The following is a 24,682-nucleotide window of genomic DNA, read 5'->3' as shown; positions in this document are numbered from 1 at the left end:
AGGAGAGGGCCTGATCAGGACCCTCTCCTTGTGTTTCAACAGCGTCTCGGTCAGCTTTGGCTCTGGTCCGTCGTCTCGGTACCGGACGGCGCCTTCATCCCTTGGCCGCCTCGCGGTCCTCCGCCAAACCCGCCTCCGCCGGTGGTAACGCCCGACTCGTTGACGTAAGTGACGGCGTCACCCAGCGTAAAGCTGACAATTTCCGTTCCACTCTCCAGCTTGCCGCCTTGGACCAGCCCATTTTTGACTTGTCCCGTTGACGTTCCGCCCGTGTAAATCGTATAGGTCTCGCCGGACTTCAGTTCCGGCGCAGAAATCACGATGCTCTGGATCGATTTCTCCGGAGTAAAGCTCAGCAAGGGCGTGCCTTTGCTATCTGCCAGCGTAACCAAAGTGCCTGCCTCCAGGGTGCCCGGGAACGTCATCAGTACGGAACGCTGGGAGGAAGACTCCGACGGCGCTTGCGCCATGCCCGAGCTGCCTGCGGCTACAAGTAAGCCTCCGGTTTGTTCAAACGTGCCGTCATAGTCGAGACTGCCGTTGCCGCCGTTCGTCGGTCCGTTCACGATTGCGGTCCCGCCGGACATGGTGATGGAACCGTTGGAATCCAGTCCGTCGCCAGCCGCGTTCACGGTGAGATATCCGCCGCTGATGGCCAGCTTCGCATTACCTGCAGCCCCTGGACCTCGGCCTCCCGCTTCCGTTGTGGTCGTCGCGTCGCTGCCCTCGGTAGCATTCACGCCATCATCACTGGCCACGACATGAACCTCGCCGCCGGAAATGGTGATCTCCGCGCTTTCAATCCCTTCATAGCTCTTCGTGATGTCCACCGTGCCGCCGGAAATCGCAATCGAAGTTTCGGCGTGCAGTGCGTCATCGCCGGTCGCCAGGTTCAATTCTCCGCCGGCGATGGCGAGACTTCCGTTGCTGTGGATCGCGTCATCCGCAGAGTCGATCGTTATCGTGCCGTTATTAATGGCAATAGCTGTCGCCCCTTTAATTCCCTTAGCGCTAGTCGATTCGCTTTCTTCAGTTGTTGAAGCAGCATCGGTTTCCGTTTGGGCCGTGTCCGTGGTTGCAGTCTCAGGCTTAGAAGAACCGGCCTGCGCTTGCGCTTGATCTTGGGCTCCGAAGCCAGGGCGCTGCATCCGCTCTTCCTGATGCGGTTCGGCTTTGGCGCTTCCTCCGCCCGTCACCAGGCTAAAGGTGCCGCCCTCGATCAGCATCGAGGCTGCCGATTGGAGCCCGTCATTGCCGGATTCGATATGGAACGTACCGCCTTCAATGACGAGATTACCCTTGCCATCCTCACTGTCATTGGTCGTTTTGATCCCGTCCCCGCCGGCTTGAATGGTGATGTCACCTTCCTTGAAGGCAGCCACATCGCGGCCAAGGAGGCCGTCATCGGCAGCCGTAACCTTGAGCGTGCCGCTAACGATTTTCAAATCATCCTTACTGGTGATGCCATCTTTGTAATTGCCTTGAACGCTTAGCTTGCCCGTACCATTGATTGTTAAATCGTCTTTGCTGTAAATGGCCGCCGTCAGCTCTTCTTCCGAAGCAGCATACGTCTTGCCATCGGAAACTTCATTTTCCGTTCCGTCGGCCAGCGTCAAAATCGTCTTGTCCGCACTCTTCACCACGATCGCCGAGCTGGCGGAATTGTGGACTTGCGCCCCGTTCAACACCAGATGCACGACATCGTCGTCTCCGGCATCGACCACAACGCTGCCCTCATCCAGCTTGCCGCTCAGCACGTAGGTACCGGCTGCGGAGATGGTGACGGTCCCGCCTTGCGCTTTGGCCCCCGAACCGCTTACCGTAGCGGATGAACCGTTCATGTTAATGGATGTCGCCTTATCCGCGCTCCAATCGGCATTCGTATCGTTCTTATCGTATTTCACCAGATCGTCCAGCTTCAGGCTGGCCAATTGTACGTTTGCCGTGTTGCCTGTACCTGTCGTCGTTGAATTTACATCGATGGAAGATTCGTTTGCATCGTTCGTAGAACCTGCAAGCGTGGTCGTGCTGCATCCCGACGCCAGCAGGGCGGACAGGAGCAAAAATGCGGCGGCTTTAACGTTATAGGAATTTTTCATGGTTTTAACCTCTTTTCTCTTCTCATTAATATTCCTGCATGGCAGGATTCATCGTAAGCGTGATATCCAGATTGCCGTTGCGAGTCCGGATCGCGTCCAAAAAATCTTTCTGATTCGTGGCCGGACCCAGGTTGACGGCGTATACGAGTTCATACAGACTGCCCAACTCGGTGGTTTTGACTTTCTTCAGTTCATAAGCGACGCTATGCTGGCGGAATACCTCGTCGAAGGCTTCCTCGTACCCCAGATTCTCCGGGATGGTTACTTTCAAGGTTTTTTGCGAGTCTTTTCTTATGCCGAATTTAATCACCTTCAGAACATACATCAGCACGCAGAGTACAATTGTGAACAGCACGGCATAACCAAAAGCGCCAACGCCGGCGGACAATCCGGCCGCCATGGAGAACAGGACGTAGGATATATCCTTGGAATCGCCCGGCGCACTGCGGAACCGGATGATGGAGAACGCCCCTGCCAAGCTAAAGGCCCTTGCGATGTTGCTGCCGATCAGCAGGATGATGATCGCCACGATTGCGGGAAGAATCATCATGGTCAGCGTGAAGCTTTGGGAGTAGGCCGGTTGGGTTTTCATATAAGTAAAGCTGATGATGGCGCCCAGCACGATGGCAATCGCCAGGGTAATCAGGGCATGCGATAAAGATAAAGTTGTATCCGTAGCAGCGGTTGAACCAAAAATGGACTCGATCATAAAACAATTCTCTCCCTTTCCGTAACAGGTGCATTATTATTGCGTATCGATTTTTTGTACTCATTGCCATATTTCGAGAAGCTTGTACGGTACATCTGGTGCTCAGACAGCATCCTGGACAGCCACACCGGTATGGTCTTCTCGGCTTTGACCTCCATTAGCCATTGGCCCCGTTCCAGCAGCTGCTCGCCGTAATCCCCGGCTTCCAGCTTCAGATCATGACGACGTGACCGGATGTTCGTATCAAACGTAATCCGCAAATCCCGATTTCCCTTGCAAAAGAGTGCGATCCGGTCATAAGCTAGGTATACCATCGGCTGCAGCTCATACCGGCTCAGGAAATACTCGATCTCCTGCATGACCTGCCGGTTCATGCCTTTCCGGTAAGCGGGCGCCTGGCCACTCCGGACAAATTCGTAAGCCTCATTCAGCTTGAGCGCCGTTCTTCTTTTGTTGACCAGGCCGAACACCTTTTTCTTCAGCTCCAGATAGACCTTGTCCTCGCTCCCCGGCACTCCGTAAGAACGGATCCGCAGCTTTTCCCGGTATTTGGGCTTGGCCAGGCTGGTGCGGATGAGGGAGTGATGCTCCGAGTCATAATATAAATTGCTGATCGTGTAGAACTTGTCGTCCTTGTTGTTTTCATCCGGTTCCATATATTCCATCAGATCATTGTAGATGTTGTAGAATGCCTTGGTATCCATCAGATATTTGTTCTCATAACGGTTAAATACTTCAATCGCCATTCTTCATGCTCCTTTCCTTCGCTTGGGCTCTCGCTTGCTTCATGTCTGTATCTTACAACCCTAACCTTTAACGAAACTTAAAAAGGTTGTTCAAAAAGTCATCTTTCCACGACGAAGCAGTTCATGCAAAAAAATTGCCGGGCCCCGGCCGGTTGATGCTATCATTAAGTACATGTTCAAAAGGTCACTTTTGGAGTGACTTCTGGACAACTTCATTAAGATTGATTAAAGGTTTCCTTCCTATAATGAACGTACATAGCCACATAAATTGAAGGAACGAAGGAGAACAACATCCCATGCGCATCTTAATCGTCGAAGATGAAGTGCATCTTGCCGAGGCACTGACTCAAATATTGAAGAAGAACAATTACTCCGTCGATACCGTCCATGACGGCCGGTCCGGATTGGACAATGCCCTCAGCGGAATCTATGATTTGCTGCTGCTGGACATCATGCTCCCCGAGATGGACGGAATCACTTTGTTGAAGACGATCCGCTCCGAGGGAATCGCCACGCCCGTCATCATGCTCACCGCGAAGGGCGAAATTTCGGACAAAATCTCCGGCCTGGATTACGGCGCCGACGACTACGTCGCCAAGCCGTTCTCGACCGGCGAGCTGCTGGCCCGCATCCGGGCAGCCTTAAGACGTAAAGGTGAGGTCGTTCCCGACGACAGCCTCAAGTTTGGAGACATCGAATTGAATACCTCAACCTTGAAGCTTAGCTGTAACGGGAAAGAGCTGAAGCTGATTTTGAAGGAAAGCGAGCTGCTGGAGCTGCTGATGACGAGAAAACAGGCGGTAACGTCCAAGGAGCAGATCATCGAAAAATTGTGGGGGTTCGATTCCGAAGCGGAGTATAACAACGTGGAAGTGTATATTTCGTTTTTGCGGAAAAAGCTGACCTTTCTAAACGCCTCCGTCAAAATCCATACGATCCGGGGCGTAGGCTACGTGCTGGAGGTGATCTCCTGATGTTCAAGAAACTTCGCAATCGGTTCCTGCTCATGAATATGGTCATCATTTCGATTATCATGCTCGTCGCCTTTACGGCCATTTACACGATTACGTATCAAGACGTGCGCCGGGATATCGGGATAGAGCTTCAGCAGGTTTCGGAGTTCTACCGGAAACCCGGCGGAAATCTCGACAAGGGCGGCATGGGCATGGGAAGCGGCATGTCCGGTGGAATGGGCGGCATCGTCACCGATAAGGAAGAGACCGGCCAAAGCATGCAGCAAATGCCGGGAGACCGGGCCCGCCGCTCGTCGCGGGGACAGAATCCTCCCCCCGAGCTCTCCGTCTCGTTTGCGCTGCAAACGGACCGGGACTGGAACCTGTTATCGGTCAATTCCCGCTTCGATATGGATGAAGAATTCTACGAGCTCGCCAAGGAGAAGGCCGATCTCCATCCGGTCCTAAACGGCCGGTTCACCCTGGACGGGAAGCAGTGGGCCTACACCGTGCAGCAGAGCAAGGACGGGTACTCCATCGTTTATTTGGATGTCTCCGCCCAGCTCAAAATCCTTACCAATCTGATCTACACCTTTTCGGCAGTGGCTTTGATCATGCTGGTGGTCATCTACTTGACGAGCCGTTATTTTGCCAACCGTTCCATCGCACCCGTCAAAGAAGCCTTCGACAAACAAAAGCGGTTTATCGCCGACGCCTCGCATGAGTTGAAGACGCCGCTTGCGGTCATTAACACCAACGCCGACGTTCTGCTGGCGAACAGCGAGGATACGATAGAGGAACAGGCCAAGTGGCTGCATCATATCAAATCGGAAACCGAGCGTATGAAGACGCTGACGAACGACCTGCTGTACCTTACGCAAATGGATGACGCCCGTGAGCAAATGATTCATGTCCCGTTCAACCTGAGCGAAGCCGTCGAGAGTATCATTCTTACGATGGAAGCCGTTATTTTTGAAAAGGAAATCGATCTTGCCTATGAAATCGAACCCGGCCAGATGTTGACTGGCAACAGCGAGCAGATCAAACAGGTAGTCATGATCCTGCTGGATAATGCGATCAAATATACCCATCCCCAAGGCTCCATCCAGCTGTCGCTGAAAAAGCAGCATAATCATCTGCTGCTGAAGGTGAGCAACACGGGCGAAGACATCGCCCCCGAGCATCTGGGGAAAATCTTCGACCGCTTCTACCGGGCGGATACCTCCCGCTCCCGCAAGCACGGCGGCTACGGGCTCGGACTTGCGATCGCCAAGTCGATCGTGGAGCAGCATAAGGGGAAAATTTACGTGAAAAGTGTTCTGGGGGAAAAGACGAGTTTTTATGTACAGCTGGGCTGAGATTACCTTAAGAGAGGGCGCACAAGAACGCCCTCTCTTTTATTTTTGATAAAAAACTATATTTAATTTTAAGTTGTAATTATAATTGTTCTGTGTATTTCTATTTTTTGTTAATTCGAGAGGGGGAATTCCCGTGAAAAAACTCGGCACTTCATTGATCTGTATGCTGATTGTCGCACTGCTCTTTCAGCAAGAAGCGTATGCGATGTCCATTTTCGTCAAAACTTTAACCGGCAAAACCATTACGCTGGAAGCGGATCCCCAAGAGACCGTAGAACAGGTAAAGCAGAAAATAATGGATAAAGAGGGCGTTCCCATCGACCAGCAAAGACTTATATTTGCGGGAAAGCAGTTGGAGGATGCGCGGACACTGGCCGACTATAATATTCAAGCGGGGTCAACCCTGCATTTGGTATTGAGACTGCACCCGATCTTGAATAGCCTGGCTATCAATCACGGAGCCTTGTCCCCCGAGTTTGATCCCACGATTCAAAATTACCATGCTAGCGTGACTAGCGATATAACCTCCATCCGGGTTTTGGCAGAAGCTGCAGACCCATCTTCAATCGTAACAATCAACGATTTCACCGGGTCCCAAGCTGACGTACCCTTAATTGCGGGAGACAATATCATCACGGTTAGCGTAATCTCATCTACCAATACCGCAAACAGCTTTACGTATACGATCACCGTAAATCGTGCGCTCCCCACACCGATTGCCGGCTTAACCGCCGTAAGCAAAACGGATACATCCGTCACGTTGAACTGGCCGGAGGCTATCGGCGCAACCCAGATCCGGATAGATCAATCCCCCGCCGGGGAGAACAGCTGGGTACAGGCTGCAACGGAGCCCTTTGCGGTAAATGATACGGCAGCTACGGTTACGGGCCTCGCAGCAGCTACGTCCTATGATTTCCGGCTTGTCGTCACCGGCGGAGCCAATGAAGGCATCTCCAACATCGTCAGCGTCACTACCGACGCTCAGCTTGTTAATGCAGAGGTTCCGGTTATAGGCCTGCAGCCGAAGGACCAAGTGTTGAATGCAGGAGGCAAAGCCTTGCCCTTAAGTGTCGCGGCAACCGTAAGTGACGGAGGAACGCTGAGCTACCAATGGTACCGGAACGATAAAAACGAGACCACCGGCGGGACAGTGCTCGACGGAGCAACCGGCACTTCCTTTCTACCACCCACCACGACTGTAGGAACGATGTACTACTTCGTTGTCGTAACCAACACCAACGACGGTGCTACAGGCAACAAAGCCGCCGCAGCGACCAGTGCCGGGGCAAAAGTAAAGATTCAAGCTGTGCAGCCGCCAAGTAATAACAATAATCCAACACCGGCTATCCCATCTCCGCAGCCCCCGCAAAAACCTCAAAATCAGGCCGAAGATCCGGCGGGTATCCTCTTTAAAATCAATGGAAAAGAAGCCGATATCGGCGCTGTGTCCTTTACGGAAACCAATGGTCATAAAATTGCCAGAATATCGCTCGATGCCGATAAACTTCGCGACCAGCTGGCAGCCATTGACGAAGCTACAGTATCGATCATCCTTAATTCCGACCGGGATGCGGTTATCACCGAAATGAACGAATCGTTGGCTGCGTTCTTGAAGGAAAAGCGGTCGGTGCTCGTGCTTGATACCAAACAAGCCGTGTTCACCTTGCCTGCACGTCACTTGAACCTCGATTTCTTAATGCAACAGATGGGAAATAACATTTCTCCGCAAGACGTCAAGCTGGAAATCGAAGTGTCGGCAACCGAAGCCGGCAAAGTCCGGTTAGCGGAACAGGCGGCAACCCGCGATTCCTTCGAGCTAATCACACGACCTGTCGATTTTGCGGTCAGAGGGGTACATGGAGAAACGATCATCGAGATCGCGAAGCTTGGCGCTTACGTAGAGCGGGACATTGCTCTTCCTGACAATGCCGCTGCGAGCGGAATTACGACCGGTGTATCCATCGGCTCTGACGGTACAGTCCGGCATGTTCCAACCACCTTCATTCAGAACGACGGCAAAAAGTACGCCAGATTGAACAGCATGAATACCGGATCATTTTTCTTGATCTCGAATTCGGTCCAATTTGCCGACGCGGCCAATCATTGGGCCGAAGACGCCATTAACCGTTTAGGCGCCAAGCTCATCCTGGAGGGCAAAGATTCCGGACAGTTCGGTCCAAACGACGATATCACCCGCGCTGAATTTACCGCCCTTCTCGTCCGAGCTTTGAATCTTGAATCGGCCGGTCACTCGACAGGCTTTACGGACATCCAGACGGCCAGCTGGTATAATAGCGACATCGGCGCGGCCGTCTCCTACCGGCTGATCGCCGGATTTGAAGGCGGTACATTCCGGCCGGACGACCGGATTACCCGCGAGCAGGCCATGACCATAGCGGCTAAGGCGATGAAGCTTACCGGCCTGGATTCCCTGTCCTCGGAACCGCCTGCGTCCGAACAAACGCTGAGCCGATTCAAGGATGCGAACGAAGTATCGCCATGGGCGCACAGCGGCGTTGCCGCCAGCGTGTCGACCGGCGTAATTTCCGGCAGAAACAATGATGAGCTTGCACCGAAGGACTATGTATCCAAAGCCGAGGTTGCGCTGATTATAGATCGCCTGCTGAAGAAATCCGGACTCATTTAGAACGGGAATTAGCAGGATGACAGTATAGAAAGTATAGGAGGATTCGTAAAAGTGGCCGTACTAATCAACGAACAAATTAGAGCATCCGAAGTGGTTCTCACCGGGTTGCGGGGGGAAAATATCGGCATCGTATCCAGATCAGAGGCGCTCGCCATGGCCCGTTCCGCAGGAGCGGACCTGGTCTGCACCTCCCTGATGAGCAGCCCGCCGCCCTGCAGCCTGATGGCGAAAGGCAAGGCAAAAGCGGCCGCCCAGAAGGAATCGGCCGCACGTAAGGGTGATGCCGGCCGGTCAGCCGGTCGCGGCAGCAAGGAAAAAGTGAAGGAGCTTCGCTTCACCGCTCATATCGAGGAACATGATTACGACACGAAGCTGCGCCAGGCGGACAAGCTTCTCCGCTCCGGCAAGCCGGTCCAATGCGTCGTCAAGGCCTCCGGCGCGAAGGAATCCGCCGCAGCCAAAGCAGTCCTGGAGCGGCTGTTGGCCGACCTGAAGGAAGTCGGCGTGAAGGAAACCGGCATCCAAACGAGCGGCAAAGGCTCGCAGGTGAAGGTGAATCCGCGCTAAGGTACGCGCAGCTAGTCATCTAGTCATCTAGTCAGCTAGTCATATAGGCGCAACACCACACAGTGCCGGACCCGGCCGGAATCTCTCTATCCAAGCTTAATCGCTTGATACAGATCCTCCGGCCGGGCACGGTATACTTGAAACTTCTGTCCGAAGAAGTCGACCTTCTCCGCGGCGGTAAAACCGATGCGCTTCAAAACCCTTCGTCCGTCATCCGTAATCGCAATAGCGCCAATCTCATCGACGATGATACCTTCGCTCTCCAGACGCCGCAGTTCGTCGGGAATGGCTTGGATCAGCGCTTTGGCATATGCTTTTCGCAACGGATCATGAATGTCGACGATGAAGGATATCAGATAAAGGCAAACATGCCTGGGGGCATCATACGGTAACAGGTGCCGGGGCAATTCTTCTTCCTCCAGCGTACCGCACAGCATGGATTCATAATCATCGCGGGTCAGCGGAAACAGGCTGAAAATCCCCTTGATTCCGCCCGATGCCGGCAGCACGTTATAGACCTCATCGTTTATCTGCATATTTCGCTCCACATAGCCTTTATCCACATGCCACTCTTCCGGGTATATTGCATAATTGAGTGCCAGCATACCGTTAATATCGGAGCTCACAGCTTTCCGGACCTTATACAACGAGCTTTCCATGGCTCTCCTCCGTCTCCTTGCCCGGTTCGTACTTCTCAATGATGGAACGATAGAAATTCGATAAATCATTTTCATACAGATTATACGACCGCTTAATAATCTCCCGTGCTTGTGACGACCGCCCTATAAAATATTCTATGTATTCCTTCCAAGCATCCCAAGTCTGCTTATCGGTCTTGTTCTTGATGATATGTTTGTTGTAAAATTCGCACACCACGTCGAAATAATTTAGGTAATAGTAGATCAGCGCTTCTTTCTTGGCCTTAAGTTCCGGAGTCTCCTCGATCTGATCCGTCAAGGGATGATCATCGTAAATCGTCCACAGCAGAGGATCGGCAATCATCATTTTGTTTACTTCCAGCAGCATCTTCTGATGTTCCTGCTTCGCTGTATTACGGATAGTAATCCGGTTGAAGCGGTAGGTAAAAATCACCGTCAACGCGGTCAAAAAGAATGAAATCATGGATATGGCAAACGATACGGACGAAAGCAATGAAACTCCTCCCTAGCAAAGCTAAAATGGTTAGACATGAAACCCGGCTCCTCGGGTGCATGAGCTAATCTATTCTACCAAAAAAAAGACACCCCTTGGGTGCCTTTTCAACTTTATTTTCCGTATAGCCTTTCCGAGCCCGGAATCCTTTGCATTACATTATTGCTCTGCCGGGGAGTGCTCTTTAGCCTGCTCCTTCGTCAAGAACCATCCCGCTACGCCGATCACGATCAGAACGATATAGAAGATCAGTTTCCACAGCGTAGAATGGGCAAATTCATAAGGGATAATTCCTACGTCTTCATGCCCTAAAGTCAACACGGCCAGCTTCACGCCGACCCAGCCCACGATGGCGAAGGCGGCAATCTCAAGGCCCGGTCTGGAATGAAGCAGCTTAACGAACAGATTGGCGGCAAACCGCATAATAATGAGTCCAATCAACCCTCCGAGAAATACGACGATGAATTTCCCTCCGTCCATGCCGCCGATCGCCGGAAGCGTGGTGTTCGGAAGTGTCATGGCGAGCGCTACGGCGGCAAGAATGGAGTCTACCGCAAAAGCGATGTCCGCCAGTTCCACTTTAAGCACGGTGGCCCAGAATCCCGACTGCTTCTTTTCTTTCTTTTTCTTACCGGCATCTTTGTTCTTGAACGCCAACTTTCTCACAATATGGTTGATCGAAATAAACAACAGGTATAATGCGCCGATCGCTTGGATCTGCCACACGTCAACCAGGAATGAAATGATGAACAAAGAGGCCAAACGAAATACAAAGGCTCCTACAAGTCCGTAAAACAGCGCCTTCTTCCGGTCCGCTTCGGGAAGATGTTTTACCATGATCGCAAGGACCAGGGCATTATCCGCTGCCAGCAAGCCTTCAAGCGCGACTAACAATAACAGAACCCATCCATACTCGAACAATATCGATAACTCCATATAGTTCCCTCTCTCCTTTTAAATGCCTGTCTTTGGTTTATAATCCCCACAATTCTAAATTTCAAATTCCAAGGTCTGAATTTTGGATACTTGTTGCTTCCTCCCTTCATGGACATGTAATCAGGGAAACAAAAAAACCTTCACCGCACACAATCGGCAAAGGTTTCTATAAACAGAAAAGACCTTCGCCAGTAACAGGCAAAGGTCTTGCTAACAACGAAATTCGTCGCCAACAAAGCCGGGAGATGAATACCTCCGAAATGACGACTTTGTTGTAAAAGCTACTCCCCTTTAGGAAGACTATTAAATTTATTTTAAATATAAGCTATCTACTGGGGATTTGTCAAAGGATCCGGGTCATATTCGCTTAACTTTCCTTCATAGATCAAATCGAGGCGTTCGCTCTGCCTGAAATCATCCGGTGTAACCAGTGCGGGCAGCTTATTCCACAGTTTGATACCTGACCGTTCCAAAATTTCCGCGACGAATTGCGAGCAGAAGTAGGAGTTGCTGAATTCGACCGGTTCTTTGAGCGCAATCCCGATCACGCCGAGAATATTGTATAGATACTTCTTATCCTTACGGATAAAGAGTTGAAGAACCCGCTTCATCTTTTCAACCTCGCGGTCAGTGACACGAAGCTCGTAAATCACGCACGTCGTATTCGGATATTTGCTGAATGTACCCGTTTTGAGGTCCTCCTTCACGAACCCGCCGTTCAATGGATTGTTCGGATTCTTTCTACCGAAGCTGTAGAGCTCGGATAGCTCCCGGTTAAAGGAGATCGAGGCGTGATTATAGGGCGCTCTGGTGTAGCCTTGAATCATCTTCGTAAAGAGCGTCCCCGTATTCGTAAGCAAAATAAACACCGACCGATCAGCTGCCATTACGAAATTTCCCCTTATCAAGATTAGACTATTCCTTCATAATAACATAGGATGCCTCTCAAGGAATCCTACCTGGCAACAAGGAGTGATGAATTGCGCATGAGCAGCTTGCTGATAACGCTGGTCGTGATTTTTATTAGCTTAACGGCCATCCACTCGATTTACTACGGACTGCGCCGGAATCAGCCGGATAAGGACTACTCCGCCTTTGGCGTCCGACTTAGGACTTGGTGGGGCATGTTCCTGATCTTGTGTCTGGCGACCCTGTTCAATCCGGTCGTGTCCCTTCTGGCTATTATGATCCTTTCTTTCTTCGCTCTAAAAGAGTATTTCGCCATGATCCGGTCCAGAAAGGCCGACCGCCGGCTGTTCCTTTGGGCCTATCTGACGATTCCCGTGCAATTTTACTGGATCTATATCGAATGGTACGGCATGTTTATTATCTTCATCCCGGTTTATGTCTTCCTGCTCCTGCCACTCCCGCGCATGATTAACAAAGGAACGGTGGGCTTTCTGCGCAGCGTCAGCAGAGTCCAGTGGGGGCTCATGCTGATGGTGTTCGGTCTTAGCCACCTCGCCTACTACCCTTTCGCAACTCCGAAGTACGGGGCGGGGCTGGTGCTCTTTTTGGTCGTGTTGACGACGCTGAATGATATCGTACACTATGTGGCCTCCCTCTACTTCGGTAAGCACAAAATAGTCCCGACCGCCAATCCGTCCCTGACCTGGGAAGGGTTTGCTTTCGCTTTCCCTGTAACGACAGCGGTATCGTATCTGATCTACCCTTACCTGACTCCGCTGGACCCGGCGTTCGGGCTGTTTTCCGGCATGCTGATCAGCTTGAGCGGCTTCTTCGGCAGTCTCACCGTTTCCGTGCTGAAACGGGATTTGCTGATCGGTGATGATGATAAATCCCAGACGCTGGGTAAAGGCTACTTAAGCCTGGTCGATACTTTAACTTATACGTCGCCCGTACTTTTCCATGTGATCCGTTATTTCTTTGATTTTATGTAGCCATCGGATTATCCATCGACTCTGGATGAATCGGCAGGAAGGAAATCGGCTGCGCCCAACGAATGGAATATAAGATTAATGAAATCATACTTTAAGAGGTGGACCATGAGACTATCCAGCATTTTAAGCGACGGCATGGTACTGCAAAGAAATTCAGCCATACCCCTATGGGGAATGACCGGTGCCGACCAGACCGTGCAGATCTTTTTTAACGAAAAAGAATACAGCACTCAGAGTGATTCGGGCGGCGTATGGCGGACGACCCTGGAAGAGATGGAAGCGGGCGGCCCGTATGAAATGAGACTCTTATCCGGTGATCTGGAGGTCGTCATTCGGGATATTCTGATAGGCGATGTGTGGGTGCTGGGCGGACAGTCCAACATGGAGCTGCCGGTCCGCAGAACGCTCGATTTGCTGGCGGATGAAGTAAAGCAGGTCAACCTGCCACTGATTCGCCAATTCGCGGTGCCTCAGACTTATAATTTCCATGCTCCGCAGCAGGAGTTATCGGGTGGGCAATGGATCGCGGCAACCCAGGAGCAAATTCTGAATTTCAGCGCGGCCGGCTTCTTCTTTGCGCGGGAGATCCAGGAACGTTATGGCGTGCCGGTGGGATTGATTCATGCCGCCGTAGGCGGAACGCCGGTCGAAGCCTGGATCAGCGAGCCTACGCTGCGGAGCATCGGAGGCTATGAAGACATATTGGAGCAATGTAAGGACGATAACTATGTAACCGGTACCAAAATGAAAGACGAGGAACGCAATCAATCCTGGTACAGCCGACTTAATGAAACAGATCTAGGCTTACAAGAAGGCTGGTTCCGCGACGCATGGGATACTTCGGATTGGGGAGACTTTACAGTGCCCGGTTCCTGGTCAGGCAGTGAGCTGGAATCGCTGCGCGGCACCGTCTGGTTCCGAAAGGAATTCGAAGTCCCTGCCTCGCTGGCGGAAAGCGAAGTACTGCTGAAGCTGGGGACGATTGTGGACGCGGACGATACGTATATTAACGGGGTTTGTATCGGCAATACGGGATACATGTACCCGCCGAGACGCTACCCTGTTCCTGAAGGGTTGCTGAAGCCGGGCGTTAATTCTATTGCCGTTCGCGTGATCAGCACCCAGAGCACCGGGGCCTTCATCAAAGACATGCCTTACAAGCTGGTGGCTGGCGGACAGGAGTTGGACTTGGAGGGCGTCTGGAAGTACCGGATCGGCACGGTGACCGAGGCGATGCAGCCCCAAACCTTCTTTCAATATATGCCTTCCGGCGTTTACAACAGCATGATTTCTCCTTTGAGAAACTACCGGATCAAAGGAGCCTTGTGGTATCAGGGAGAATCCAATGCCGGGCAGCCTGCCGGGTACAGCGAGAAGTTTGCCGCCATGGTTGGCGATTGGCGCCGCAACTGGGATATCGGCGAATTCCCGTTTATCTTCACGCAGCTCGCCAATTTAGGCGAGGCGGACGGTCCCGCAACCGACTGGGCCGAGCTTCGGGAGGAGCAAAGAAAGGGATTGCGAATTCCGGGCACCGCGATGGCAGTGACTTACGATATCGGGGAATATAACGATCTGCATCCCCAGGATAAGAAATCAGTGGGACAGCGGCTTGCGCTTGGGGCCAGAAAAGTCGCTTATGGCGAGGAAAGCCTGGTGTACAGCGGCCCGTTGTTTCATTCGATGGAACGCAGCGGGAATTCCCTGATTCTTCATTTCGATCAGACCGGGACCGGGCTTACTGTTCGTAATGGAGACAGCGAACTTCGGGGATTCGAGGTGTGTGGTCCGGATGGAACCTTCGTCCCTGCGAAGGCCGCGATCTCCGGCAATACCGTTATCGTTACGCACGACAAGATCGACCAGCCGTCCCATGTCCGGTATGCCTGGTCGAATAATCCGGCCAAAGCCAATTTATATAATCGGGAGGGTTTGCCGGCCTCGCCGTTCACTACGGAAACTCCGGTATAACTAGAGGCCCCGCCACAGGCAGTGATAGGGCCAACTTCTAACGGACACAGAAGCCGTTAAACCGCGCAAAAATGTAAGTTTGGAATTTTAACGGACATAGGAGCCGCTAAAATGTAGAAATTCGCCCGAAATCTAATGACCAAGCCCCGTTAAGGGCTGTGGCGTCCGTTAGAATATATAAAGAGCCAAATTTGAGGAAATAGCGTTCCTGGTGTCCGTTAAAAGAACTTGGCCGCCTGGAGAACAAGTTCGGTGTCAAATGGCAGATCAGCACGGAAGCTCCAGGAGCTCCAGGGTAAGGTTAAGCAAAAAATAAAGGCCGTCCCGGAGATGTTTCTCCCGGACGGCCCTTTTCATCTTATTTTAAAGATCGACGGTTTTGTTAATCTCCGTATCGGAATGTTTTCCCGTCAATTTGGAGAACAGACGCTTCACCATTTTGGTTTTGCTGCCTGTTTCCCAGTACTCCGCCGTATCGGCTTTGACCTTGATCAATACCAGGTTCGGGTCGTCGCTGGTGGTTTCCAGCAGTTTCTCGTACGCCATATTCCAGAATTCCTTGATCTTGGCACGATCCCTCACCAGCTCCGCCGTCCCGCGTATGGACACGTAAGATTTACCCACGTAAGCCACATTTACGTTCGGGTTGTGCTGGATTTCCTCGTATTTGTCTGTGTCAGCCATCGTCAGGAACCACAGGTCGCCGTCAAATTCAACCTCCTGAGTTTTCAGCGGACGCGATACCAGCCCTTCTTCCGTGACCGTTGTCAGCATGGCGGTATCGATCCCTTTAATCAAATCCCGGACCGTTTCGATTGCTTCCTGGTTAGCTGTCGGTATATTCGACATGGTTTATCACCTCTCTAGGTTTTATCCATCACATGCTTCACTGTTATCATAAACAGAATGCCGCAGGACTAACCATAAGCGTCTCGGATTTACGATTCGGACTCTTCCGTTTCCTCTTCTTCATTAGCCTGAGCCGCTTCTTTCCGGCTCCATTCCAGAAACTCGAGGGTATCCTCATCTTCCGGATCCATTTGGTGCGCGATTTCGAATGCTTTGACCGCTTCCTCATTCTGATCCAGATAATAATGGGCATACCCGACACGGAAATGCCAGAGCGGGTTATTCCGCCCCTCTTCGTCTATCTTGTTGAACCATTTGAGCGCATCTTTATAACGTCCCAGGTTATTCAGAGCACGCCCCAAATGAACGGCCAACTCGTCATCGACCAATGGGGTTGGAATCGTTATAATTTCATCCACGATTTTTTGGTATTCGTCGTTCTCATGCCACTTATTCAATTGCGCGATCAGTTCTTCTCTTGTCATTACTCTAACGCCTCCCGGATAACATCCTAACTGTTCTCTAACCATTACTTTACCATTTTCAGGACAGGTTTCCCAATGGCGCTGAGGCGATTCATCCAAATTAACCGGTTCTTGAGGACAAGGGTCACGTAAATGTAAAAAAAACCGCCCCGGAAATAGGAGCGGTTTGGGTACGGACTCATTGTCTATTTGCTATTTATCTCCATATTTGTTTAGTGCATCTTTGAAGATTTGCTTTAGTTTATCAGTAGGTTCACCTTTATACTGTAAATCAAATGAATTAGCTTCTTTGATGTTTTGTATCTTACTCTTGTTTGGCTCTTCAAGAGGTACCTTCCCATAGTAAACACCTTTAACAAAGTAAATATTGGGGTCAGTTAGACTCTTGTCTAAAAAGAGTAAATATTCCTCGTTTTCATTCATCATTTGGTATCCCTCTACACCATAGATAGCTATACCGTCTTCTGTTTTTTCAGTTGCTCCATTTTCTTGAATAACGACTTCTGAACCCTCAGTAATATTTTCATTATTAGTTTTAAAAACTTTATTTACTTTTATAGCTGATTTAGTTCCGTAACTTATAACATCTCCCATTGAGTCCTTATCAAGGATTGTTTCTATCACACGATCCTTGGCTCCTTTGATAATTAGCTCTGCAGTAGTATCTAAATTATTAAAATCGCTGTAACTGATGATTTTAGCTGAAGAGTTAATATATTTCACCCTATCATGGGCTTTCTCATCCTTATTATTTAAAAGTCCAATTGATGAAATAGCTATTATGGTGATTAAGCTTATAGCAAGAAATATATTGCGCCGTTTCATAGTTTACCTCCTTAATCAATATATATATGATAAATACCATCTTTATCATCTTGTACAGGATAGACACTATTTTCCCATCCGGATGATACCATTATCGCAGGAACATCGTCTTCGTGGTCTAAGCCTAGAGCATGCCCCATTTCATGAGCGGTAGTTTCCTTTTGTTGGTCAGTATCTATATTCTTAAATCTTGCAGTGTTGATACTAATTACTGATCTTGAAGCCAGCCCGCCCGACCACTCACAATGCGCGTAAAACTGTCCAAGGTCATTATTTGCACTAGCTGCATACCATTTAACATCAGCAGAAGATGCTGATGTTGTAGCAGTCGCATTAATCTTTAAGTTCACACCAGGGACTCCATTCCATGCTGTGCTACCATGAGTAGCCGCAGAGGTGTATCCAATTTGTGAAATTGAACTATCGAACCAATACTTAATTTGGTTTGGCCTATCCACTCTTGAACCATTTAAGTGATAAGCATCTACCTGGCTAATTAATAAAGTAGTACTTAATAACGGAAGTAATAAACTTAGAGGCTTCCAAATTTTATAAAACGGTTTCTTTGATAACTGCATTTTTTATTTACCTCCTTCTATTTTTATATATTAAAACGCATATTTTACCAAAAAAGTTTCGTTATGGTTAGGAAATAATTCCAAAAATTCAACCTTCTCCCGTGGACAAGGGTCACGTAAATGTAAAAAAAACGCCCCCGAATCAGGAGCGGTTTCTATATAAAGGGTCTTCGTTTCTTTTTACGATCTAGGGAATCCGGTAATAAGTTGTTGAGGAATCACGTTGCCCTGTCCGAGCTTCACGGAAGCCTCCAGTGTCCAGAACGGATTTCTCAGCATGCCTCTTCCCACGGCAACCAAATCGGCATCTTCGTTCCCGATGACGGCATTGGCCAGTACCGGCTCATCCAGTCTGCCGACGGCGATCACCGGCACATCCAGCGCCTGCTTGATGTCTCTAGCCAGCGGAACCTGGTACGCAGCATGGGTACCCGGTCTGCCCCAAGCGGCGATCGGGCCTTCTCCCCCTGCGCTGATGTGGAACATGTCTACACCAGCCTCTTGGTAGGCCTTCGAAATGGCGATGCTCTCTTGAATGCCATATCCGCCTTCCACGTATTCTTGCGCGGAAATCCGCATAATGAGCGGCATATCGGCAGGCATCTCGCTCTTCGCGGCCTGAATGACTTCTCTTCCGAACAAGGTCAAATCTTTCCCGTATTCATCGGTTCTTTGGTTCGTCAGCGGCGAATGGAACTGATGAATCAGGTAGCCGTGAGCGCCATGAAGCTCAATCGTATCAAACCCGGCTTGAACGGCACGTCTTACGGCAAGGCGGAATTTCTCCACCATTTCCTTCACTTCATCCGTGGAAAGGGCTCTAGGCGTCTTCGATTTCTCGTCAAAAGGAATGGCCGAAGGCGCAACCGGAACGGCGGCATCCTCCGCTTTACGTCCGGCATGGGCGATTTGAATACCTATTTTTGCCCCGTGCTGATGAACAGCATTCACAATGCGGGCTAAGGCCGGAACTTGCTCGTCGGACCACAAGCCCAGGTCGTAGTCGGAAATGCGCCCGTCGGGCTCCACGTCCGTCATTTCTATGATGATCAGACCCGTGCCGCCAATGGCCCGGCTCACATAATGATTATAGTGCCAGTCGTTGGCGATTCCGTCTTTTTCGGTTACGGAGTATTGACACATCGGGGGCATAACGACGCGATTCTTTAATTCTAATCCCTTCAAACTGTAGGGGCTAAACAGCTGGTTCATCGTATTATCTCCTCCAATATTAAAATGCATGCGCATGCATATAAATTAGCATGCCTGAGTCTCAACGTCAAGCATCAAGGTTTAATCATGAATTGCTGCAGCAAGTTTTGAAACTTCACCCCGGACAACTCTTCGGTAAGTACCGCCTGAAAGGTAGGCAGCGCCTTCTCCAGTTTAGCTTCCCCTATAGGTGTTATCGAAGTGTACACGGCTCTGCGGTCCTCTTCGCAAATCGTTCTTTGCAAAGCTCCGCAGCCTTTGGCTTCAAAGCGGCTCACCAGCCTGGATACCGCACTTTGGCTCAAGCCCACCATATCCTCCAATTGTTGCAGCTTCAGCTTTTTCTCCGGGGCCTCCGAAAGAAACAATAACAAATAAAATTCGTTGAGCGGTAACTGGTGCTTCTCTTGCAAGGTAGCCTCCAGCTTGCTGGTAATGCCCATTTGCATCTGAGTTAAAGATAGCCAATTCCCGAGAAGACTATTCATCGGTTCTCTATCCATATAACAATCACCCATTTTCCGGTTATCTAGCGGCCATACGCGCTTATTGTCGTTATTATTGTAACATTGTATCCAAAGCAATAACTATATACAAGAACTGCTGTAGCTCCCTAACAATATTTATATATGAAAAAGGGGGGCCCCAAAAGGTCATGCGGAGAAGACCGGGACGCCCCTTTGATTAATTAAAGTGTTTTATTATGCCAAACTCTCCAACGGTTCATTATCCGAGAATAAATCCGGATTGGCCCGCAGCATATCGCTAAGGATTTCCGTAGTCTTGACCGTATCGCATACCAGCACTTCCGCATCTCCCAAACGAGCACGGCTTAGCGCGCCTTGCTCTTCTAGCACGCTCTCGACTTTCCAAAAATGCTCCGACCAGGGCAGTCCAGAGTGGCGCCGCGAAGGCACGGAAATTTCAGTGCCGTCTCCGAGCAAGGTATATAGCTGCTCATGCTCATCCGTCATTCTTCCCGGGATGTCCACCCATTCCTCGATGCCGTGGATGAACGTATTTCTGCGCAGGTCGACACCTACGAGTATAATTGTAGCCTGCCTGTCGAGCAGTCTTCCCCAAGCGGACTGACGGTGACAAGGCGTATCCCAGCGTTCATCCCCGGTCGTAAACTCAGCCGCGTCCTTGCCGAGCGCAGCTACCGAGTGGGTCGGGTGAAGCGAGCGAATCACGCCCGGACGCTTGCGGAACAGCTCCGGAAGAATACCGACGCAGACTTCGGACGTCTCGACGTAAAATTTGGGATTATCGGCATTAATCGTAGACCAGGTATGGGTGGGTAATACCAGTAATCCGTCTTTCATATACTCCGAAAGCGCATCCAATACAGTGTCTGCTCCTCCATCCACTTCCCCGATCTTCTTCATTGACGAATGCATAAGCAAGGTGCCTTGACGACGGATACCCGCATCCTCCAGTTGCTTCATCAAGGATAACTTCGTGTGCATGACAAACCTCCGGCTGTACGTATTTTTATTTTTGATGGTGCTGCTTCCATTCTATCATGTTCCGGAAGGGGAATGTCCGACTACAAGATTTCCTTCGATGATATGTCAAACCTGCCGCAAAATCTCCTGAAGATACCCGGACAGCTCCTTGGCTGCCTTGTGGTGAGCCTCTACGCCCGGATGGCTCCGGGAACCGACGGTTTCCTCCGTCATGTTGGGGAGCTGAAACATGGATACCCGCTTGTCTCCCGTTTCGCGGACATAAGCATCCACGCCACGGTAGATCGCCGGCAGCATCGGGATCCCCAACATGCCATAAGCCCAGACCAAGTGCGCCTTTTTATTATGAGTTCTGAGCTTCGCAAGAAATCCGGAGACGGCCTGTTCAAAAGATTTTAAATCCTCTTCATGATAGGTTCCGTCTTCCAATAACCTCTGCTTGCGGGTTTCTCCCGTTACAGCGTCCCTCCATTCCGGGGATTGAAAGGCGCCCCCATCGTTCGTTCCAAGATTGATAACTACAACATCCGGCTGCCAGGCGTCAAAGTCATTGGCTTGAAACGCTCCGAGAGCTTCATTCTTCGGTCCGTTAAGAAGACCGCAAACCTGCTCATAATGATCGGGGAGATTACAATTCGGATTGTTATCCCAACCGGTAAGCACGCCCCAACCGCTTTGGGAAATGACCCGGTACTCGGCATTCAAGGCGTCAGCCGTCATAGCCGTATAATTGTCCAAGGCGCTAAACCACATCGGAATCCAGTCTTCTTCGGCTTTACCCCCTACGGTTCCTTCGCCTGAGGTGATGCTGTCTCCAATGAACTCCAGCTTGTAGGGCTTGTCCTCCACCGGGAGGAATTCTCCGTCAAACTTCACCGCATGGATTTGCAACGTGCAGCCGGGATCCCCGCTCATGGCCTGCAGTTCTTTTACAATGCGCACGTTCTTAACTGCATCCGGATTCATACCCCTGAATACGCAAACCCAGTACCTTCCCGCTACAAGCATTTGCCGGCTTACCTTCGCGCCGTTGATTACGATGCCGATCCAGGGTTCGTACACCTCATAGTCAACCTCGAATTCGATCCAAAGCTCCGATCCTCTGGCATTAAACTCCACGACGCTCCCTGTCCAGAACAGGGTTAAGGGCGAAAGACTTCCCGTGGTTCTGCCGTGTACCTTCAAATGCTCAATATCTGATAATCCCTGCTGTTTTAAGTTCTTATTAGGCTGCATGGTTATTTTCCATCTCCTTCGGCGCTATTCACTAAGTTATATATAGTTTAATGCATTAGCGGCAAAAGGGCTGTACTAAACCGATCTTTCAATTTCTATTTCCAATAAAAAAGAGGAGCCGAGGCTCCTCATATCTTCTCATGTACATATCCGCTGATTCGGTTGATGGCTTGCTCGCCGATCTGCCGCCATTTCGCTTCCTGTTCAATCCGGTCGTCCGGGTCGATCGGCTTTTGGAATTGGTTTAACCCGACCGCGGCCAACGCCCCAAAATCCGTCTCGGTATCGATCCCCGTATGAACGATATGCTTAATCAGGAAGGGACGATCAAATTCCAGCAAGGCATCTTCCCGATCCAGCCGGCCTTCAATGACCCTTGTCGGCAGCCTCAAATAGATAGTAATGCCTTCATTCTGATAGAGAATGGAATCGAAAAAGGCGGAATAATACTCCCAGCTCCCGCAAATATGGAAGCCCTCCCTCTCTACGTTTCTACAAAAGTCACCGTAAAATGCGCGTTTTCCTTCAATACTGGACGGGATACTTAACATGGCAGCTTCCTCCTGAATCAGATGTTATAACATCTATTCATTCCCAGGATGCCGCGCTTTAAAACACAAAAAGCCGGAAGCAGCTCCGGCCTTTTCGACTTAACTCCCCTTATTCAAGCCCCGCTTGGGCCTTGGTCAACAGCTTCCCCTTGTGAAACGAGAACACGGCGTTCGCGCCAATATCTCCGGCGCCTTGGTAAGAGTGAATCACCATATCCTCCGCCTCGCTGACCGCCTCTCCGTCTCCGCCGAGAATCTCGGCCACTTCTTTGTAGGTCATGCCTACTTCCGTTTTTTCATACTGCGCCAGGGTAATCAGAACACCGTCCCCTTTACCGGTCGGAACCTCTACTACCGGAGTGAGCGCAGCGGTGTCTTCACCTTCCGGGACATCGACACTCGCCGTGGCCGCGTTCGACTTCATGCCTTCCAAGTCCTTCTCCAGCTCGGCCAACTGTTGCTCCAACCCGGCGACCTTTTCGTTCAAGCTGTCATATTCAGCCTGGGACGGGCCCGAGGAGCCGCATGCCGCAAGCGTAAACAACAAAATCAGCAAAATAGGAAGGCCGAACCCTAACCTCATTCCTTGTTTCACAGAAACACCCCATTATGAAAATTTTAACATTAACAATTTTAATAATTTTATCATAGGGGTTTCGGGCTGTAACTGAGACTTTGGCTCTGGGCATATATGCTTAGGCCAAAAAATATTCCCGCTTGAGTATTGCTTCACTTTGATATAATATTACTGCAAATCATGATACTGGCTATGATGGACCAATAGTACTTGAATGTCATGCACATTCAGCGATTCGGGGACGGTGAGAGCCCGGAGGCGGCATCAAGGAAAAGGCAGTCCGGAGCTGGAGTCTCGGAAAAAGAGGGCGATCCCGCAGGGGTCGTCAACTAGGGTGGAACCGCGGGTGCATACAGCTCTCGTCCCTAGGCATCGGTCGTAGGATGCCTTTGTGACGGGGGCTTTTTTAACGTTTCCGATGAGCGGGCATCTGAAGCAACATAAATAATCGAAGGAGAGATCAACTATGAGCAGTACCAAAACCATGGATCAAGTCGTCGCGCTGGCGAAGCATCGCGGATTTATTTTTCCGGGGTCGGAAATTTACGGCGGTCTGGCGAACACTTGGGATTACGGCCCGCTCGGCGTCGAGCTGAAGAACAACATCAAGCGCGCCTGGTGGAAAAAATTCATCCAAGAGTCCCCTTACAACGTTGGCCTGGACGCAGCGATTTTGATGAACCCGCGGGCTTGGGTGGCCTCGGGCCACGTCGGCAACTTTAATGATCCGATGATCGACTGCAAGCAGTGTAAAGCGCGTCATCGCGCGGATAAAATTATCGAGAACGCCCTCGACGCGAAGGGCATTGAGCTGATCGTTGACGGCCTCTCGTTCGACCAGATGAAAGCTCTGATCGACGAGCACCAAATCGTCTGCCCGGATTGCGGAAGCCGCGACTTCACGGATATCCGCCAATTCAACCTGATGTTCAAGACGTTCCAAGGGGTTACGGAGTCCAGCACCAACGAGATCTATCTTCGTCCGGAAACGGCGCAGGGCATCTTCGTCAACTTTAAAAACGTGCAGCGCACCATGCGGAAGAAAATGCCGTTCGGCATCGGGCAAATCGGCAAGAGCTTCCGGAATGAGATTACCCCGGGGAACTTTACGTTCCGTACGCGGGAGTTCGAGCAAATGGAGCTGGAGTTCTTCTGCAAGCCTGGCGAGGATCTCAAATGGTTCGAATTCTGGCGCGGCTTCTGCCGCGATTGGCTTTTGTCGCTCGGCATGAACGAAGAAAACATGCGCCTGCGCGATCACTCGGAAGATGAGCTGTCCCACTACAGCAACGCTACGACCGACATTGAGTACCGCTTCCCGTTCGGCTGGGGCGAGCTGTGGGGCATCGCCGACCGGACCGATTATGATCTGAAGCAGCATGCGGAGCATTCCGGCGAAGACTTCAACTACATCGATCAAGAGTCGAACGAGCGCTATGTTCCATACTGCATCGAGCCATCGCTCGGAGCCGACCGCGTAACGTTGGCCTTCCTCGTCGATGCCTATGAAGAGCAGCAGCTGGAAGGCGACGACAGCCGGACCGTGCTCCGCCTTCATCCTGCGCTCGCGCCGTTCAAAGCGGCCATCTTCCCGCTGTCGAAGAAGCTCAACGACGGGGCTCAGCGCGTATTTGCGGAATTGACCTCCGACTTCATGGTCGACTATGACGATACCGGCTCCATCGGTAAACGGTACCGCCGCCATGACGAGATCGGCACGCCGTACTGCATCACCTACGACTTCGAATCCGAAACCGACGGCCAAGTCACCGTTCGCGAACGTGACTCCATGACGCAGGTGCGGATGCCAATCGCGGATTTGAAGCAATTCTTAAGCGATATGATCAAGTTCTAAAAGCAA

24 protein-coding genes are annotated in these 24,682 nt (G+C 50.8%); 7 read left to right on the top strand and 17 right to left on the bottom strand.

Annotated elements, in window-relative coordinates; all coding sequences use genetic code 11:
- Nucleotides 1-50: 50 nt before the first annotated feature.
- The 3 genes from KB559_RS21285 to KB559_RS21275 are packed head-to-tail and all read right to left on the bottom strand — an operon-like array spanning nucleotide 51 to nucleotide 3,554.
- On the bottom strand, nucleotides 51-2,099 hold the full coding sequence (locus KB559_RS21285; protein WP_211024874.1) for a carbohydrate-binding domain-containing protein: 2,049 nt from the start codon (nucleotides 2,097-2,099) through the stop codon (nucleotides 51-53).
- Between the two features lie 25 nt (nucleotides 2,100-2,124).
- Nucleotides 2,125-2,808: a DUF4956 domain-containing protein gene (locus KB559_RS21280; protein WP_211024872.1), complete on the bottom strand. Its 684-nt coding sequence runs from the start codon at nucleotides 2,806-2,808 to the stop codon at nucleotides 2,125-2,127.
- A complete protein-coding gene (locus KB559_RS21275) occupies nucleotides 2,805-3,554 on the bottom strand; it encodes a polyphosphate polymerase domain-containing protein (protein ID WP_211024870.1) in 750 nt (249 codons plus the stop codon). The genes KB559_RS21280 and KB559_RS21275 overlap by 4 nt, the downstream gene beginning before the upstream one ends.
- Nucleotides 3,555-3,850: 296 nt before the next feature.
- Between KB559_RS21275 and KB559_RS21270 the strand changes: the two genes are divergently transcribed.
- From KB559_RS21270 to infC, 4 genes are all read left to right on the top strand, one after another.
- The gene (locus KB559_RS21270) at nucleotides 3,851-4,528 is read left to right on the top strand and encodes a response regulator transcription factor (protein WP_211024868.1); all 678 of its coding nucleotides are present in this window, start codon (nucleotides 3,851-3,853) and stop codon (nucleotides 4,526-4,528) included.
- The gene (locus KB559_RS21265) at nucleotides 4,528-5,865 is read left to right on the top strand and encodes a sensor histidine kinase (protein WP_211024866.1); all 1,338 of its coding nucleotides are present in this window, start codon (nucleotides 4,528-4,530) and stop codon (nucleotides 5,863-5,865) included. The genes KB559_RS21270 and KB559_RS21265 overlap by 1 nt, the downstream gene beginning before the upstream one ends.
- 133 nt (nucleotides 5,866-5,998) lie before the next feature.
- The gene (locus KB559_RS21260) at nucleotides 5,999-8,512 is read left to right on the top strand and encodes an S-layer homology domain-containing protein (protein ID WP_211024864.1); all 2,514 of its coding nucleotides are present in this window, start codon (nucleotides 5,999-6,001) and stop codon (nucleotides 8,510-8,512) included.
- Between the two features lie 51 nt (nucleotides 8,513-8,563).
- The gene (gene infC, locus KB559_RS21255; protein WP_211024862.1) at nucleotides 8,564-9,079 is read left to right on the top strand and encodes a translation initiation factor IF-3; all 516 of its coding nucleotides are present in this window, start codon (nucleotides 8,564-8,566) and stop codon (nucleotides 9,077-9,079) included.
- An 86-nt stretch (nucleotides 9,080-9,165) separates the two neighbouring features.
- On the opposite strand, the gene KB559_RS21250 is transcribed toward infC, so the two are convergent.
- From KB559_RS21250 to KB559_RS21235, 4 genes are all read right to left on the bottom strand, one after another.
- Nucleotides 9,166-9,738, bottom strand: a complete 573-nt coding sequence (locus KB559_RS21250; protein WP_211024860.1) for a hypothetical protein — start codon at nucleotides 9,736-9,738, stop codon at nucleotides 9,166-9,168.
- Entirely contained in the window at nucleotides 9,719-10,231 is a 513-nt protein-coding gene (locus KB559_RS21245) for a hypothetical protein (RefSeq protein WP_211024858.1), read from the bottom strand. The genes KB559_RS21250 and KB559_RS21245 overlap by 20 nt, the downstream gene beginning before the upstream one ends.
- Nucleotides 10,232-10,390: 159 nt before the next feature.
- Nucleotides 10,391-11,167: a TerC family protein gene (locus KB559_RS21240; protein ID WP_211024856.1), complete on the bottom strand. Its 777-nt coding sequence runs from the start codon at nucleotides 11,165-11,167 to the stop codon at nucleotides 10,391-10,393.
- Nucleotides 11,168-11,496: 329 nt separating this feature from the next.
- Nucleotides 11,497-12,054, bottom strand: a complete 558-nt coding sequence (locus KB559_RS21235) for a hypothetical protein (protein WP_211024854.1) — start codon at nucleotides 12,052-12,054, stop codon at nucleotides 11,497-11,499.
- Nucleotides 12,055-12,153: 99 nt separating this feature from the next.
- Here KB559_RS21235 and KB559_RS21230 point away from each other — a divergent pair, with 99 nt between their 5' ends.
- Together KB559_RS21230 and KB559_RS21225 are read left to right on the top strand one after the other, a co-directional pair.
- Entirely contained in the window at nucleotides 12,154-13,068 is a 915-nt protein-coding gene (locus KB559_RS21230; RefSeq protein ID WP_211024853.1) for a phosphatidate cytidylyltransferase, read from the top strand.
- Nucleotides 13,069-13,173: 105 nt separating this feature from the next.
- Nucleotides 13,174-15,039 carry a sialate O-acetylesterase gene (locus tag KB559_RS21225; RefSeq protein WP_211024851.1) on the top strand — a complete coding sequence of 622 codons (1,866 nt, stop codon included), beginning with the start codon at nucleotides 13,174-13,176 and terminating at the stop codon, nucleotides 15,037-15,039.
- Between the two features lie 363 nt (nucleotides 15,040-15,402).
- Here the strand turns inward: KB559_RS21225 and KB559_RS21220 are convergent, their stop codons facing one another.
- The 10 genes from KB559_RS21220 to KB559_RS25300 all read right to left on the bottom strand — a co-directional run bounded on the left by KB559_RS21220 (nucleotide 15,403) and on the right by KB559_RS25300 (nucleotide 22,839).
- A complete protein-coding gene (locus tag KB559_RS21220) occupies nucleotides 15,403-15,888 on the bottom strand; it encodes a pyridoxamine 5'-phosphate oxidase family protein (protein WP_211024849.1) in 486 nt (161 codons plus the stop codon).
- Between the two features lie 89 nt (nucleotides 15,889-15,977).
- Complete coding sequence (locus tag KB559_RS21215) at nucleotides 15,978-16,373, bottom strand: tetratricopeptide repeat protein (RefSeq protein WP_211024847.1); 396 nt, start codon at nucleotides 16,371-16,373, stop codon at nucleotides 15,978-15,980.
- A gap of 192 nt (nucleotides 16,374-16,565) precedes the next feature.
- Nucleotides 16,566-17,198, bottom strand: a complete 633-nt coding sequence (locus KB559_RS21210; RefSeq protein ID WP_211024845.1) for a hypothetical protein — start codon at nucleotides 17,196-17,198, stop codon at nucleotides 16,566-16,568.
- Between the two features lie 11 nt (nucleotides 17,199-17,209).
- Nucleotides 17,210-17,776 carry a matrixin family metalloprotease gene (locus tag KB559_RS21205; protein WP_211024843.1) on the bottom strand — a complete coding sequence of 189 codons (567 nt, stop codon included), beginning with the start codon at nucleotides 17,774-17,776 and terminating at the stop codon, nucleotides 17,210-17,212.
- A gap of 180 nt (nucleotides 17,777-17,956) precedes the next feature.
- On the bottom strand, nucleotides 17,957-18,988 hold the full coding sequence (locus KB559_RS21200) for an NADH:flavin oxidoreductase/NADH oxidase (protein ID WP_211024841.1): 1,032 nt from the start codon (nucleotides 18,986-18,988) through the stop codon (nucleotides 17,957-17,959).
- 74 nt (nucleotides 18,989-19,062) lie between these two features.
- On the bottom strand, nucleotides 19,063-19,491 hold the full coding sequence (locus KB559_RS21195) for a MarR family winged helix-turn-helix transcriptional regulator (protein WP_211024839.1): 429 nt from the start codon (nucleotides 19,489-19,491) through the stop codon (nucleotides 19,063-19,065).
- Between the two features lie 198 nt (nucleotides 19,492-19,689).
- A complete protein-coding gene (locus KB559_RS21190) occupies nucleotides 19,690-20,457 on the bottom strand; it encodes an AAC(3) family N-acetyltransferase (protein ID WP_211024837.1) in 768 nt (255 codons plus the stop codon).
- Nucleotides 20,458-20,562: 105 nt separating this feature from the next.
- Nucleotides 20,563-21,693 carry an SGNH/GDSL hydrolase family protein gene (locus tag KB559_RS21185; protein ID WP_211024835.1) on the bottom strand — a complete coding sequence of 377 codons (1,131 nt, stop codon included), beginning with the start codon at nucleotides 21,691-21,693 and terminating at the stop codon, nucleotides 20,563-20,565.
- A 128-nt stretch (nucleotides 21,694-21,821) separates the two neighbouring features.
- Nucleotides 21,822-22,244 (bottom strand): YugN family protein, encoded by a 423-nt coding sequence (locus KB559_RS21180; protein WP_211024833.1) that lies wholly within the window; start codon nucleotides 22,242-22,244, stop codon nucleotides 21,822-21,824.
- Nucleotides 22,245-22,353: 109 nt separating this feature from the next.
- Nucleotides 22,354-22,839: a hypothetical protein gene (locus tag KB559_RS25300; RefSeq protein WP_247682013.1), complete on the bottom strand. Its 486-nt coding sequence runs from the start codon at nucleotides 22,837-22,839 to the stop codon at nucleotides 22,354-22,356.
- 448 nt (nucleotides 22,840-23,287) lie between these two features.
- On the opposite strand from KB559_RS25300, the gene KB559_RS21170 reads away from it, so the two are divergent.
- Complete coding sequence (locus KB559_RS21170) at nucleotides 23,288-24,676, top strand: glycine--tRNA ligase (RefSeq protein ID WP_247682012.1); 1,389 nt, start codon at nucleotides 23,288-23,290, stop codon at nucleotides 24,674-24,676.
- The last annotated feature ends 6 nt before the right edge of the window (nucleotides 24,677-24,682 follow it).

The organism is Paenibacillus sp. Marseille-P2973 (genome assembly GCF_018101095.1).
In the GTDB taxonomy this organism is placed as follows: Bacteria; Bacillota; Bacilli; order Paenibacillales; family Paenibacillaceae; genus Fontibacillus; species Fontibacillus vini.
The sequence above is the reverse complement of the archived record's forward strand: the minus strand, read 5'-3'. Positions and strand labels throughout refer to the sequence as shown.

Coding starts and splice junctions, on each gene's coding strand:
- KB559_RS21285 (WP_211024874.1), bottom strand. CDS start 2,099: ATGAAAAATTCCTATAACGTTAAAGCCGCCGCATTTTTGCTCCTGTCC.
- KB559_RS21280 (WP_211024872.1), bottom strand. CDS start 2,808: ATGATCGAGTCCATTTTTGGTTCAACCGCTGCTACGGATACAACTTTA.
- KB559_RS21275 (WP_211024870.1), bottom strand. CDS start 3,554: ATGGCGATTGAAGTATTTAACCGTTATGAGAACAAATATCTGATGGAT.
- KB559_RS21270 (WP_211024868.1), top strand. CDS start 3,851: ATGCGCATCTTAATCGTCGAAGATGAAGTGCATCTTGCCGAGGCACTG.
- KB559_RS21265 (WP_211024866.1), top strand. CDS start 4,528: ATGTTCAAGAAACTTCGCAATCGGTTCCTGCTCATGAATATGGTCATC.
- KB559_RS21250 (WP_211024860.1), bottom strand. CDS start 9,738: ATGGAAAGCTCGTTGTATAAGGTCCGGAAAGCTGTGAGCTCCGATATT.
- KB559_RS21240 (WP_211024856.1), bottom strand. CDS start 11,167: ATGGAGTTATCGATATTGTTCGAGTATGGATGGGTTCTGTTATTGTTA.
- KB559_RS21235 (WP_211024854.1), bottom strand. CDS start 12,054: ATGGCAGCTGATCGGTCGGTGTTTATTTTGCTTACGAATACGGGGACG.
- KB559_RS21230 (WP_211024853.1), top strand. CDS start 12,154: ATGAGCAGCTTGCTGATAACGCTGGTCGTGATTTTTATTAGCTTAACG.
- KB559_RS21225 (WP_211024851.1), top strand. CDS start 13,174: ATGAGACTATCCAGCATTTTAAGCGACGGCATGGTACTGCAAAGAAAT.
- KB559_RS21220 (WP_211024849.1), bottom strand. CDS start 15,888: ATGTCGAATATACCGACAGCTAACCAGGAAGCAATCGAAACGGTCCGG.
- KB559_RS21215 (WP_211024847.1), bottom strand. CDS start 16,373: ATGACAAGAGAAGAACTGATCGCGCAATTGAATAAGTGGCATGAGAAC.
- KB559_RS21210 (WP_211024845.1), bottom strand. CDS start 17,198: ATGAAACGGCGCAATATATTTCTTGCTATAAGCTTAATCACCATAATA.
- KB559_RS21205 (WP_211024843.1), bottom strand. CDS start 17,776: ATGCAGTTATCAAAGAAACCGTTTTATAAAATTTGGAAGCCTCTAAGT.
- KB559_RS21200 (WP_211024841.1), bottom strand. CDS start 18,988: ATGAACCAGCTGTTTAGCCCCTACAGTTTGAAGGGATTAGAATTAAAG.
- KB559_RS21195 (WP_211024839.1), bottom strand. CDS start 19,491: ATGGATAGAGAACCGATGAATAGTCTTCTCGGGAATTGGCTATCTTTA.
- KB559_RS21190 (WP_211024837.1), bottom strand. CDS start 20,457: ATGCACACGAAGTTATCCTTGATGAAGCAACTGGAGGATGCGGGTATC.
- KB559_RS21185 (WP_211024835.1), bottom strand. CDS start 21,693: ATGCAGCCTAATAAGAACTTAAAACAGCAGGGATTATCAGATATTGAG.
- KB559_RS21180 (WP_211024833.1), bottom strand. CDS start 22,244: ATGTTAAGTATCCCGTCCAGTATTGAAGGAAAACGCGCATTTTACGGT.
- KB559_RS21170 (WP_247682012.1), top strand. CDS start 23,288: ATGAGCAGTACCAAAACCATGGATCAAGTCGTCGCGCTGGCGAAGCAT.